The sequence below is a fragment of the Cupriavidus sp. 05L411 genome (assembly GCF_056398045.1).
The window spans coordinates 32,798-45,592 of record NZ_JBFTOQ010000035.1 but is presented as its reverse complement, the minus strand read 5'-3'; the positions used below and the strand labels follow the sequence as shown (position 1 = coordinate 45,592).

At 68.2% G+C, this 12,795-nt stretch carries 12 protein-coding genes; 5 read left to right on the top strand and 7 right to left on the bottom strand.

The features are described 5' to 3' along the window. The first annotated feature begins 28 nt into the window (after positions 1–28). Positions 29–844: a tetratricopeptide repeat protein gene (locus AC1DQR_RS30180; RefSeq protein WP_416047748.1), complete on the top strand. Its 816-nt coding sequence runs from the start codon at positions 29–31 to the stop codon at positions 842–844. A gap of 863 nt (positions 845–1,707) precedes the next feature. Here AC1DQR_RS30180 and AC1DQR_RS30175 read toward each other — a convergent pair. Both AC1DQR_RS30175 and araD read right to left on the bottom strand, forming a co-directional pair. Continuing rightward, positions 1,708–2,691: a tripartite tricarboxylate transporter substrate binding protein gene (locus AC1DQR_RS30175; protein WP_416047749.1), complete on the bottom strand. Its 984-nt coding sequence runs from the start codon at positions 2,689–2,691 to the stop codon at positions 1,708–1,710. A gap of 84 nt (positions 2,692–2,775) precedes the next feature. Further along, positions 2,776–4,542 (bottom strand): L-arabinonate dehydratase, encoded by a 1,767-nt coding sequence (araD, locus tag AC1DQR_RS30170; RefSeq protein WP_416047750.1) that lies wholly within the window; start codon positions 4,540–4,542, stop codon positions 2,776–2,778. 257 nt (positions 4,543–4,799) lie between these two features. Here araD and AC1DQR_RS30165 point away from each other — a divergent pair, with 257 nt between their 5' ends. From AC1DQR_RS30165 to AC1DQR_RS30150, 4 genes are all read left to right on the top strand, one after another. Further along, positions 4,800–5,867 carry a LacI family DNA-binding transcriptional regulator gene (locus AC1DQR_RS30165; RefSeq protein ID WP_416047751.1) on the top strand — a complete coding sequence of 356 codons (1,068 nt, stop codon included), beginning with the start codon at positions 4,800–4,802 and terminating at the stop codon, positions 5,865–5,867. Between the two features lie 93 nt (positions 5,868–5,960). Beyond that, positions 5,961–6,902: a 2-hydroxyacid dehydrogenase gene (locus AC1DQR_RS30160; RefSeq protein WP_416047752.1), complete on the top strand. Its 942-nt coding sequence runs from the start codon at positions 5,961–5,963 to the stop codon at positions 6,900–6,902. Between the two features lie 112 nt (positions 6,903–7,014). Continuing rightward, a complete protein-coding gene (locus AC1DQR_RS30155; RefSeq protein WP_043344249.1) occupies positions 7,015–7,209 on the top strand; it encodes a DUF1059 domain-containing protein in 195 nt (64 codons plus the stop codon). Positions 7,210–7,367: 158 nt separating this feature from the next. Then, the gene (locus AC1DQR_RS30150; RefSeq protein ID WP_416047753.1) at positions 7,368–7,916 is read left to right on the top strand and encodes a nucleoside 2-deoxyribosyltransferase; all 549 of its coding nucleotides are present in this window, start codon (positions 7,368–7,370) and stop codon (positions 7,914–7,916) included. A 58-nt stretch (positions 7,917–7,974) separates the two neighbouring features. Here the strand turns inward: AC1DQR_RS30150 and AC1DQR_RS30145 are convergent, their stop codons facing one another. The 5 genes from AC1DQR_RS30145 to AC1DQR_RS30125 are packed head-to-tail and all read right to left on the bottom strand — an operon-like array spanning position 7,975 to position 12,754. Beyond that, a complete protein-coding gene (locus AC1DQR_RS30145) occupies positions 7,975–8,613 on the bottom strand; it encodes a PqiC family protein (protein WP_416050440.1) in 639 nt (212 codons plus the stop codon). After that, positions 8,613–10,244, bottom strand: a complete 1,632-nt coding sequence (locus AC1DQR_RS30140) for a PqiB family protein (RefSeq protein WP_477134308.1) — start codon at positions 10,242–10,244, stop codon at positions 8,613–8,615. Before AC1DQR_RS30140 ends, AC1DQR_RS30145 begins: the two co-directional genes overlap by 1 nt. Beyond that, the gene (locus tag AC1DQR_RS30135; RefSeq protein ID WP_416047755.1) at positions 10,237–10,971 is read right to left on the bottom strand and encodes a paraquat-inducible protein A; all 735 of its coding nucleotides are present in this window, start codon (positions 10,969–10,971) and stop codon (positions 10,237–10,239) included. The genes AC1DQR_RS30140 and AC1DQR_RS30135 overlap by 8 nt, the downstream gene beginning before the upstream one ends. After that, positions 10,968–11,633 (bottom strand): paraquat-inducible protein A, encoded by a 666-nt coding sequence (locus AC1DQR_RS30130; RefSeq protein ID WP_416047756.1) that lies wholly within the window; start codon positions 11,631–11,633, stop codon positions 10,968–10,970. Before AC1DQR_RS30130 ends, AC1DQR_RS30135 begins: the two co-directional genes overlap by 4 nt. Then, positions 11,630–12,754, bottom strand: coding sequence for an AI-2E family transporter (locus tag AC1DQR_RS30125; RefSeq protein ID WP_416047757.1), 1,125 nt, complete (start codon positions 12,752–12,754; stop codon positions 11,630–11,632). Before AC1DQR_RS30125 ends, AC1DQR_RS30130 begins: the two co-directional genes overlap by 4 nt. Positions 12,755–12,795 lie beyond the last annotated feature (41 nt).

Genomic DNA, 12,795 nt, shown 5'->3' with positions numbered 1-12,795 from the left:
GGCAATGCGCACGGCAACGAATACGCCAATGAAGGGAACGACGGCGCCGGCATGCAGCGCGCCTGTGCGTCGCCAGGGCCGTCAGCGCCGCCTGCATCCCGTCATCGCCGCGGCGCTGGTGGCGGTCGCGGTGGCGGCCGGCTGCGTGGGCGGGGCTTCGGCGTGGCGCGAGCATGCCAGCGCGCGCCACGCGCAGCTTGCCCAGTGGCAGACGCGGGCCGGCTCGGCTGGAGACGAAGAGGCGCTCGCGGCGCTGCGCCAGGCGGCGCGGGCAGGGGAGGGCGCGGCCCAGGCTGCGCTTGGCGAAGCGTTGTGGGCAAGCGGGGATGCGGCGGCGCATGCCGAAGGCCGGGACTGGCTGAAGCAGGCCGCCGGGGCGGGCGATGCGCGCGCGCATTTCGTGCTGGGCAAGGCGGCCTTCCTCGGCGATGCGCAGCGCGCGCCTGACGCTGAGGCGGCCTGGCACCACTTCGAGCTGGCCGCCGCGGCGGGCAATACCGGGGCTGCGTACTACCTCGGCTTGCTGCACCGTGGCGGTTATGGCCGAGCGCCGGACCCGGCCGCGGCCGCGCGCTGGTTCGAGCTGGCCGCCGAGGCCGGCGTGCCGCAGGCGATGTTCATGCTGGCCAACGCCTATCGTGAAGGTGCGGGCGTGCCGCGCGACGAGGCCCGCGCGGTAGCGTGGTACGAGGCTGCGGCAGAGCGCGAGCATCCGGAATCGATCCAGGCGCTGGCCATGGCCTATCGGTATGGCGAGCTGGGGTTGAAGCGGGATGAAGGCAGTTTTCGCGCGCATCTGGCAGAGACAGCGCATGCGTTGAAGCATCCGGCTTTGAGTCCTTGATTTCTTGGGGCAGGGCGGACGGGGCGTTGGGGGGGGGCACGCGTGCTTGTAGCCCGCTGACGCGGGGGTAACGTTTGTGGGCGGGGTTTTATGCCTCTAGCTGCTGGCGCGGCTGTACGGTGTTGGCTGTTTTAGAACGTGTGAGATGTCACTTCTCTTTACTCGTAAAGAGAAGTAACCAAGAGAAAGCGATCCTTGCAGGAGGCTGGCGTGGCGTCATTGGGGATCCCAATGGTTTCGTCGTACGGCCCCGGGTGCTAATGGCCTCGTGCCGTTACCGGTTCAGAGCACCACGACCCAGCCAATGCCCAGGGTTTCGTGGTGGTCCCCCCGGTAGCGGCCACCACGAACTTCAAGCCGTCTGTCGCTCGCGGGGTGACCGGCCACGAAGTTGCAAGCGTCCCGTTTCCGTCGTGGGCGCGGTGGCACCGGATTGCTAGGACCAAGAACTTCTTCACCGCGCCCACCCCACCACGAAACCATCACGGCGTGATATATCGTGATACCTTGCACCGGCACCGGCAGATGGATGAATGCGCAGGGATGCCGCTACCGAGCAGCCTCACCACGATACCAGCGCCATCCGCGGGATCGTGGCCATTCAAACCGGTAACGGCACGAGACCATTAGCACCCAGGGCCGTACGACGAAACCATTGGGCTACGCAACCCCAATAAGCCAGCCTCCTGCAAGGATCGCTTTCTCTTGGTTACTTCTCTTTACGAGTAAAGAGAAGTGACATCTCACACGTTCTAAAACGGCCAACACCGTACAGCCGCGCCAGCAGCTAGAAGCCGTAAAACCCCGCCAAAAAACGCCACCCCCGCGTCAGCGGGCCACCACCAGTTCAATCGAGCCCGATATCAATCAATCCTGATATCTGCCGCCTTAACCACCTTCGCCCACTTCACGATCTCGCTGCGCTGGAACTCCGCAAACTCCCCGGGCGACATCCCCGACGGCTCCATGCCCAGCTTCTCCAGCCGCGCCTGCATATCCGGCGTCTTGATGATCGCTGAGATCTCCTTGTACAAGCGGTCCACGATCGGCTTGGGCGTATTTGCCGGCGCAAAGATCGCTTGCCAGGATTCCAGCTCGTAGCCGCTGACGCCGGCTTCGGCCATCGTCGGCACATTCGGCATGCTCTTGATGCGCCTGGCGGAAGTCACGGCAAGCGCCCGCAGCTTGCCCGAGTCGATATGCTGGGCAGCCACCACGGTGGTGTCGAACATCATTGGCACCTGCCCCGCCATCACGTCCTGGATCGCCGGGCCGCTGCCTTTGTAGGGTATGTGCGTGATCTTGATGCCGGCCAGGCTCTTGAACAACTCACCGGCCAGGTGCTGCGAGGTGCCGTTGCCGGCGGATGCGAAGGCGAGCGTATCCGGCTTGGCCTTGGCTTCGGCCACGATGTCCTTCACCGTCTTGAACGGGCTGCCGGCGCTGACGACCAGCACATTGGCATTGGTGCCGATCAGCGTGATGGGGGCGAAGGACTTGACCACGTCGTACGGCATCTTCGGGTACAGGCTGGCATTGATCGCGTGCGAGCTGATGGTGCCGCCGAGGATGGTGTAGCCATCGGGCGCGGCCTTGGAGGCGTAGTCGGAGCCGATATTGCCGCCGGCGCCGGGGCGGTTCTCCACCACCACGGTGGTGCCGAGCGCCTGGCCCAGGCGCTGGCCGATCAGGCGCGCCAGGGTGTCGGTGGTGCCCCCGGGCGGGAACGGCACCACGTAGGTGATCGGCTTGCTGGGCCAGCTGGCCTGGGCGGATGCGCTCAGCGGGAGGGCGGCGGCGGCCAGGGTCGCCGCGGCGGCCAGCAGCGCAAGGGCTTGGCGTTTCATGGGGTGGGGTCTCCTCGGTTCTTATTGGGGTGGTGAAGCGATGATGAAGCGATGCCGGGGCGATGGTGGGACGCTTGTTAAGCGCTAGTGGATCTCCGGCTCGCCGTCCTCCGGGGCATCGACCGGTTCCAGGAAATCAAAGTCGCAGCCCTTGTCCGCCTGGCTGACATGGCGCAGGTAGAGCTTGCCGTAGCCGCGCTCGAACTTGGGCACGGGCGCGACCCAGGCGGCGCGGCGGCGCGCCATCTCGTCGTCGCTGATCAGCAGGTTGAGCTTGCGGGCCGGCACGTCCAGCTCGATCAGGTCGCCGTCGCGCACGAAGGCGAGCGGGCCGCCCACATACGATTCCGGTGCCACGTGCAGCACGCACGCGCCATAGCTGGTGCCGCTCATGCGCGCATCCGAGATGCGCACCATGTCGCGCACGCCTTGCTTGAGCAGCTTCTGCGGAATCGGCAACTGGCCCCATTCCGGCATGCCGGGCGCGCCTTGCGGCCCGGCGTTCTGCAGCACGATCACGCAGGTGGCTTCGATGTCCAGCTCCGGGTCGTCGATGCGCGCCGCCATGTCGTTGTAGTCGCGGAATACCACGGCGCGGCCGGTGTGGCGCAGCAGGTCTTGCTGCGCGGCCGGCGGCTTGATCACGGCGCCGGCCGGGGCGAGGTTGCCGCGCAGCACGGCCAGCCCGTCGCTGGCCACCAGTGGCTTGTCGCGCGGGCGGATCACGTCGTCATTGAACACGCGGGCGCCTGCCAGGTTCTCTCCCAGCGTGCGGCCATCGACGGTGAGCGTGCCGGTATCGAGCAGGTCGCCCATCTGCGCGAGCATCGCGCGCAGGCCGCCAGCGTAGTAGAAGTCTTCCATCAGGTACTGCCCCGACGGACGGATATTGGCCAGCACCGGCGTGCTGCGCGCCAGTTCGTCGTAGCGATCCAGCGATAGCGCATGGCCGGCGCGGCGCGCCAGCGCGATCAGGTGGACGATGGCGTTGGTGGAGCCGGACAGCGCCAGCGCAGTGCGCACGCCGTTGTCGATGGCGGCGGGCGTGACGATTTCCGACGGCTTCAGGTCCTGCCACACCATCTCGACGATGCGCCGGCCCGACAGCGAGGCCATTTGCGCATGGCGCGAATCCGGCGCGGGAATCGACGAGGCGCCGGACAGGCACATGCCGATGGCCTCCACCACGGCCGTCATGGTCGATGCCGTGCCCATCGTCATGCAATGCCCTGGCGAGCGCGCGATGCCGTCTTCGATGCCCTGCCAGTCCTGCTCGGTGATATTGCCGGCACGCAGCTCGGCCCAGTACTTCCACGTATCCGAGCCGGAGCCCAGCGTCACGCCGTTCCAGTCGCCGCGCAGCATCGGCCCGGCCGGCACGAAGAGGGTGGGCAGGTCCATCGCCAGCGCGCCCATCAGCAGGGCCGGCGTGGTCTTGTCGCAGCCGCCCAGCAGCACGCAGCCATCGGCAGGGTAGGAGCGCAGCAGTTCCTCGGTCTCCATCGCCAGCAGGTTGCGGTAGAGCATGGTGGTGGGCTTCTGGAACGGCTCGGACAGGCTCATTGCCGGCATTTCCACCGGGAATCCGCCCGCCTGCCAGATGCCGCGCTTGACCTCTTCGGCGCGCTGGCGGAAGTGGCTGTGGCAGGGGTTGATGTCGCTCCAGGTGTTGATGATGGCGACAACCGGCTTGCCGGCGTAGTCGGCGCGGCTGTAGCCCATCTGCGCGGTGCGCGAGCGGTGGCCGAAGGCGCGCAGGTCGTTGGCGCCGTACCAGCGGTGGCTGCGCAGTTCCTCGGGCTGCTTGCGGGGCCGGTCTTGCGGCTTCTTGCCGGCGAGGTTTGTGGGCATGGGCTGTCTCCTCTGATCGGTAGCGTCGTGGCGACGTCTGCTTTTCTTGTCTGGCCCCGGCGGGCGGCCGTCCTGCTTCTCCAGCGCCGAAGACAGCAGATGATAGCGCTGTCATTTGTCGCCCACAACGCATGCGTGCTCGGGGTTAACCCGTCGCGCGGCCCCGCATCGCAGCCCGCGGCGCGGCGCGGGCGCTATCATGGCGCCCATGCCGGCCCTGCGCCCAGCCGGCTTTTTCCGCTTCCTTCACCACATTCATGGCCTCATCCCGCAAGCCGACCGCTCCTCGCACCGCCCCTCGTTCGGCGTCCGCGCCAACTCCTGCCGGCCGCGCCACCGGCAGCGTCACGCTGGCTGACGTGGCCAAGATCGCGGGCGTCTCGCCGATCACCGTGTCGCGCGTGGTCAACCAGCCCGGGCTGGTCTCGGCGGGCACCGTGGCGCGCGTGCAGGAGGCCATCCAGCGCACCGGCTACGTGCCCAACCTGCTGGCCGGCGGCCTGGCCTCGCGGCGCAGCCGGCTGATCGCGGCCATCGTGCCGACCATCGCCAACTCGATCTTTGCGGACACGATCCAGGCGCTGACCGATCGCTTCTCGCAAGCGGGCTACCAGATGATGCTGGGCCTGTCCGGCTATGCCGCCACGCGCGAGCAGGACCTGCTGGCCGCCATCCTTTCGCGCCGCCCCGACGGCATCGTGCTGACCGGCATCGCGCACACCGCCGACACGCGCCGGCGCCTGCTGGCCGCGCGCGTGCCGGTGGTGGAGACCTGGGACATCACGCCCACGCCGATCGACATGCTGGTGGGTTTCTCTCACGAGAAGGTGGGCCAGACAGTGGCCGAGTTCCTGCATGCGCGCGGCTATCGCAAGCCGGCCATCCTGTCGGCCAGCGACCAGCGCGCCGAGTCGCGCCGCCTGGGCTTTCTCGACGCGTTCGGCCGCCACGGCATCACGGAAGTGCCGAGCAGCATCGTGCCCGCGCCGTCCAGCCTGGGGCTTGGCCGCGAGGGGCTGGCGCGGCTGCTCGATGGCGGCGCGCGACCAGACGTGGTGTTCTGCAGCTCGGACACGCTGGCGCAGGGCGCGCTGTCGGAAGCCCGCGCGCGCGGGCTGAAGGTGCCGGAGCAGCTCGCGGTGATGGGTTTCGGTGATCTCAACTTTGCCGCGCATACCTACCCGGCGTTGTCGACCGTGCGCATCGACGGCCCGGCCATTGGCCGCACCGCTGCCGAGTGCCTGCTGGCCCGCATCGACGGGCGCGAAGTGGGGGAGCGCATCATCGACCTGGGGTTCGAGGTCATCCAGCGCGAGAGCGCCTGACTCCCGAGCCTGGGCGCTGCCCTGCGGCGCGGCGCGGGACGCGTTATGATTGCGCTACCATTCAACGTTGCATTCTTTCCTCGCCTCGCATCCATGTCCCATGCCACGCTCATCCAGATCGGCCCCCTCGCGCCGCAGATCAATTCCCGCCTGCGCGAGCAGTACCAGGCCGTGCCGCTGTGGGAGCAGCCCGAGCCGCTGGCGTGGCTGCGCGAGCACGCGCAGCAGGCGCGCGTGGCGGTGACATCGGCGCGCCACGGCATCACCGCCGAGGCCATCGCGGCCATGCCCAAGCTCGCAGCCATCGTGAGCTTTGGGGTCGGCTATGACTCGATCGCGCTGGACGCGGCCCGCGCGCGCGGCATCCAGGTCAGCAACACGCCCGACGTGCTCAACGACTGCGTGGCCGACCTCGCCTTCGGCCTGCTGCTCGACGCCGCCCGCGGCATCGCCCATGGCGACCGCTTCGTGCGCGCCGGCAAGTGGGGCAAGGACAACTTCCCGCTGACCACCCGCGTCTCCGGCAAGAAGCTCGGCATCCTGGGCCTGGGCCGCATCGGCGAGAAAGTGGCGCAGCGCGCCACTGGTTTCGGCATGGGCATCGCGTACCACAACCGCAGGGCGCGCGACGGCGCGCCGTGGCGCCACGAGCCTGACCTGAAGGCGCTGGCCGGCTGGGCGGATTTCCTGGCCGTGACCTGCGTGGGCGGCCCCGAGACCGAAGGGCTGGTATCGGCCGACATCATCGAGGCGCTGGGCCCCAAGGGCATCCTGGTCAATGTGTCGCGCGGCAGCGTGGTGGACGAAGACGCATTGGTCGCTGCCTTGCGCGACGGCCGCCTGGGCGGCGCCGGGCTGGACGTGTTCCGCGCCGAGCCGGAAGTGCCCGAGGCGCTGTTCGCGCTGGACAACGCGGTACTGGCTCCGCACGTGGCCAGTGGCACGCATGAAACCCGCGCGGCCATGGCCGGGCTGGTGTTCGACAACCTCGATGCGTTCCTTGGCACCGGCAAGGTGATTACCCCGGTACTCTGACGCGCTGGCAGGCCCCCCGCGCACGGCGCCGGTCCTATACTGGATCAGGCGGTGGATCAGGCGCCCGCCGCCCCGGCGGCGCCATCTCACCCTCACGCGTCAGGAGGCAATGATGGGACGCAAATATATCGATTGCCGCGAGTTTCCGAGCGCGTCGAAGTGCACGGTGGCATTGAGCGCCGACACCGAAGACGAACTGCTCGAAGTCGCGGTCCAGCATGCGGTGCAGGTGCACCAGCACCAGGATGGCCCCGAACTGCGGCAGATGCTCAAGGGGGCATTCAAGGATGGCTCGCCGCCCGCGTGAGCACGGCAAAGCAGTAACGCAGGCCGCCGCCTGGCGAGGGCGGCGGCCTGCCGTTCAGGTTCAGGTTGACGTTGGGTTTGATGTGGACGCTGTAGCCATCACGTCAAACACATGCGCTATCCTCACTGGCGTCAACGTCCGCCACCCAGCCACGCTCAATGAAAACCATCTACCTCGCCGGCTTCGACGTATTCCGCAAAGACGCCATCGCCTACGGCGAGGCCCTCAAGGCCCGCTGCGCCCATTACGGCTTCCTCGGCCTCTATCCCCTCGACAAAGCCGCCCCGGCCGGCCTTTGCGGCCCCGACACCGCGCGCTGGATCTATGAGGCGAACATCAATCTGCTGCGCCGCGCCGACATGGTGATGGCTAACCTGGACGATTTCCGCGGGCCGGGCGAGCCGGACTCCGGCACGGCGTTCGAGGTGGGATTCGCCATCGCGCTGCAAAAGCCGGTATGGGGCTACAGCAGCGACCGCGGCACGTTGCTGGACCGCGTGGCCGTTGCCGCCGGTGACACGCACGGCAAGGGCGAACGGCTCGATGCGCGTGGCTTCGTGGTGGAGGACTTCGGCCTGAGCAAGAACCTGATGCTGGCCTGCTCGGCCAAGCTGGTGGCGGGAGACGCAGAGGCCTGCCTGGCGGCCATGGCCGAGTCGGAGCGGCGGCGCAGTTGCCGGGGCGCGCAGGCACCGGCGGAGGATTGATTCCGCTGCGGGCTGGACCTGCATCCCGCAGCGCCGCTACTTCGCCGCCACTTCGAAGCTATTTCGCCGTGCCGCGGCGCAGTGTTTCCACACCTGCCGCGATATCGTCCGCGGTGCCTGCAACGATCTGGCGGTAAGCCGCTACCACGCCGTCCACCGCGCCCGGCGCGGCCAGCTCGGCCTGCGTGCGGCCAGCCTTGACCTTGCCGTCGGGCAGGCGGCGCACGGTCCAGTTGATGATGGCGCCAGCGCGCTGGCCCACGTCAGCATCCAGCCGCACCACTTCGGTGGTGATGCGGAACACGGGCTCCACTTCCGACAAGCCTTGCTGGTAGGTGTCGACCGCACCTAGCCTGGCCTGCAGTTGCTGCGACAGCGCGTCGCGCAGCTCGTCCGGCAGCGGCGCGGACCAGCGCGACAGGTCCAGCAGCTTGAGCTCGTTGCCATCCTTGCCGTCACGCACCACCAGCTGCGGCCGGTTGAGGCGTTCAGGCACGCGCACCGGCGCAACCTCGATCCACACTGGCTGCGCTGGCGCGGCGGCCCGTCCTTCGGCGCCGGTAGCCGTAGCGGCAGCGGGACCCTGGGCCAGCGTGTAATAGCGCGGATCGGGCGAGGCGCAGCCTGCCAGCAGCGCGGCGCCGAGCGCGAGGGGCAGCAACAGGCGGTGGCGGGTCATCTCTATGCGGGTCATCATCATTTCTCCGGCTTGCCGCGCACCAGCGCTTCAGGGTGGCGTTCCAGGTACTCGGTCAGCGTGCGCAGCGACACCGCGGTGCGCGTGAGCTCCTGCATCATGCGGCGCGTGTCTTGCTGCAGCGGGGCGTCCGAGGCGAGCGTGCCGTTGGCCGCGCCCAGCGTCTTGCGCGCGTCCTGCAGCGCGGCCAGCACCTGGGGCGCCACATCGCCGTTGAGCTGGGCGACCAGTTTGTCCGCGCTGGTCATCATGGTGTTGAGCGTGGCTATCGACGTGCGCAGGTCCTGGCCGATCTGCTCGAACGGCACCTTGTCGATCTTGTTGACGATATCGCCCAGCTTGGCCTGCAGCTCGTCGAACGCGCCCGGCGTGGTGGCCAGTTCAGGCATGGCGCCATCCAGGTTGACGCTGGCCGGCGGCGCCTTGGGGAAGAAATCCAGCGCCACATAGAGCTGGCCCGTCAGCAGGTTGCCGGTGCGCAACTGCGCGCGCATGCCACGCTTGATCAGCGTCTGGACGATATTGCGGGCACGGTTGACGTCCTCCACATCGCGCGCCCGGAAGCCCATGCGCGAGGGGTACAGTTCCACCACCACGGGCAGGCGGAAGGCCTTCTTCTCGACCTGGTACTCGATGCCGATCGAGCGCACCTGGCCCACGACCACGCCGCGGAAATCCACCGGTGCGCCGGGCGAGAGCCCGCGCACGGACTGGTCGAAGTTCAGCACGGCGAGTGAAGGCGCGATTTCTTCCGGCTCCTTCATCGCCTCGGTCTGGTCGCTGGCCAGCAGGAACTGGGTGTTCTCGTTGGCGGCATCCGTCGCCTTGGAGTCGTCGGGGGYCTGGAAGGCCACGCCGCCGAGCAGCACCGTCACCAGCGATTGCGTGTTGAGCTTGAAGCCGCCGGCATCGAGCTTGATGTCCACGCCGCTGGCGTGCCAGAAGCGCGAGTCGGCCGTGACGAGCTTGTCGTAGGGCTTGTTGATGAACACGCGCAGCGACAGGTCGCGCCCGTTGGGCTCCAGCTGGTAAGCCACCACCTGGCCAACCTGGACGCGGCGGTAGTAGACCGGCGAGCCGATGTCGAGCGAGCCGAGATCGGTGGCGCGCAGCACGAACTGCTTGCCGGAGGCATCGGTGGTGACGGCGGGGGGCACTTCCAGCCCGGTGAAGTCGCGCACGCGCTCCTCGGACTTGCCGGCGTCGACGCCGATATAGGCGCCTGACAGCAGGGTTCCCAGCCCGGAGATGCCGCTGGTGGCAAAGCGCGGGCGCACCACCCAGAAGCGCGTGTCCTTGGTGGAGAAGCTCGCCGCATCCTGGGTCAGGTCGATCTTGGCGATCACGTGCGAGTGGTCGCCGGCCAGCCGCACGGACTTGACCAGGCCGATGTCCACGTCCTTGTAGCGTACCGGCGTCTTGCCCGGGACCAGGCCCTCGGCGGTGCGGAACGTGACCGTGATCTCGGGGCCGCGCTCGGTGAGCGTGTGGATCAGCAGCGACAGGCCAACCAGCGCCGCCACGATCGGGATCAGCCAGACCAGCGAGGGCAGCCAGCGCGCCCGGCGGCGGCGCTCCGGCGCCGGTGGCTGCGAGGAAGGAGAGGGGGGAGACGGGTCTAGGTCAGGCATCGTTTGTATCCATCGAATCCCACAGCAGGCGCGGGTCGAAACTGAGTGAAGCCAGCATGGTGAGCACCACCACGGAGCCGAACGCCATGGCGCCGGCGCCCGGGATGATGGTGGCGAGTGCTCCGGCCCGCACCAGCGAAGCCAGCAGCGCCACCACGAAAATATCCAGCATCGACCAGCGGCCGATGATTTCCACCAGCCCGTACAGCCGGGTCTGCTGGCGAATCCGCCAGCGCGAGCGCAAGTGCACGGACAGCAGCAGCAGCGCGAGGATGATCATCTTCAGCAGCGGCACCACGATGCTGGCGATCAGCACCACGATGGCCAGCATGTTGGAGCCCGACAACCATAGGTAGACCACGCCGGAGAAGATGGTGTCGCGCTGCGTGCCCAGGATGGACTGCGTCACCATGACTGGCAGCAGGTTGGCGGGAATATAAAGGATGAGGGCGGACAACAGGAACGCCCAGGTGCGCGCGAGGCTGTTCGGCTTGCGGTGATGCAGCGTGGCGCCGCAGCGCGGGCAGGGCTCGCCTTGCATCGCGAGCGGGCTGAGCGCGTCGCAGGCGTGGCAGGACACCAGGCCCATCGACGTGGCGGTGGGCACCTGCGGCAGCGGCCTGGTTTCGTCGTCGTCGGTCAGCTCCGCCACCACATTGGCGGCCAGGCGGCGCGAGCGCGCCAGCGCGGCGGCGCCCATCGGGGGCTTGGGGGTTGGGGCGCTCATCGGGGCGGCTCCTCGTCCAGGTGCTGCCACAGATCGCGCGGATCGAACGACAGCATCGCGGCCAGCACGATCACCAGCGCGGCGAACGACCACAGCGCCACGCCCGGCAGCACCTGCGCCATGGTCGAGAGCTTGACCAGCGTGACCAGCACGCCAATCATGAAGACTTCGATCATGCCCCACGGCCGGGTTTGCTGGATGCCGCGCACGATGCGCTCGAAGCCCGGCGGCATCCGGTGGCGCGCCATGGGCACCAGCAGGTAAAGCATCATCAGCATCTCGGACARSGGAAACAGGATGGTGGTGGCGAACACCAGCACGGCCACCAGCGTCATGTTGTCCGCGTAGAGCGCCTGCACCGCGCCCCATAGCGTGGTTTCGGTGCGCACGCCCTTGAGATCCATCTCGACGATGGGATAGGCGTTGGACACCAGGAACAGGATCAGCGCGGCAATGACCAGCGGCAGCAGCCGCGCATAGGCCCGCGAGCTATCGCGGTAGAGCTGGCCGCCGCAGCGCAGGCACAGCGCGCGCTCGCCCGGCTCCAGCTCGGTGCGCTGGTAGACCGCATCGCAGTACTCGCAGGCGACCATCCGGGCCAGCTCGGCCTGGGTGGGTGGTGGTGCCAATGGCTGCGGTTCGGGACGGCCGGCTTCGCTCATGCCTTGCCGGAACCCGCCACGTCCTCGGCGGTGGTGATGGGCTTGCCTTGCGCCAGCGCGGGTGGCGGGTCAGCCAGGTGCTGCGAGCCGATGGTCCAGTCGCGCAGCAGCGCGTAGGCCACCGCCAGCAGCGTCGGGCCGATAAACACGCCGAGAAAGCCAAAGGCCAGCGCGCCGCCGAACACGCCCAGCATGACCCAGATCAGCGGCATGTCGGTGCCCTTGCTGATGAGGAGCGGCTTGATGACGTTGTCGGCCATGCTGACCACGCCCACGCCCCACACCACCATGAAGATGGCCCAGCCGAGCGAGCCGGTGTGGTAAAGCCAGAGCGCGGCGGGAATCCACACCAGCGGCGGGCCGACCGGGATCACGGACAGGAAGAAGGTGATGAAGCCGAGGATGGCGGCGCCGGGCACGCCGGCGATCCAGAAGCCGATGCCGGCCAGCAAGGCCTGCACGAAGGCGGTGCCCAGCACGCCGTAGACCACGCCCTTGACGGTGTTGCCGGCCAGCGCCAGCAGGTGGTCGGCGCGCTCGCCGGCAATGCGGCGCATGCCAGCGCGCAGCCACGCCACCGCGAACTCGCCACCGGTATAGAAGAAGAACGCCAGCACGATCGACAGTGCCAGCTGGCCCAGCCCGGCGCCGATCGACAGCCCGGCGCCCAGTATCACATGGCCCACGGGCGCGATCAGCTTGCGCAGGTTGGCGACCATCTCCGAGTCGGCATGGATCACCTTGTCCCAGGAGCTTTGCAGGTAGTCGCCCACATAGGGCAGGCCGGTCAGCCACCCGGGTAGCGCGGGCGCGCCGTGATCGAAGAACTGGTCGACCAGGCCGGACAGCTCGTCGATGTGCGCGGAGATGCTGGCGCCAGCATAGACAAAGGGGCCGAGCACGATGACCGCGGCCAGCAGCACGCAGATCAGGGCCGCCAGGCTGCGCCGGTTGCCCATCCAGCGCGACAGCACCGTATAGGGGTACCACGAGCTGAAGGCGAGGATGGCGCCCCACAACAGCGCGGTGGTAAAGGGCGCGAGCACCAGCAGCGAGCCGCCGATCAGCACGATCAGTGCAAAGATGGCGGCGAGTTTTTCAATCAGTTGGCCGGAATTCATCGGGTGCTTCTCCTGGACTGCCGGTGTGACGTGAACGGCAA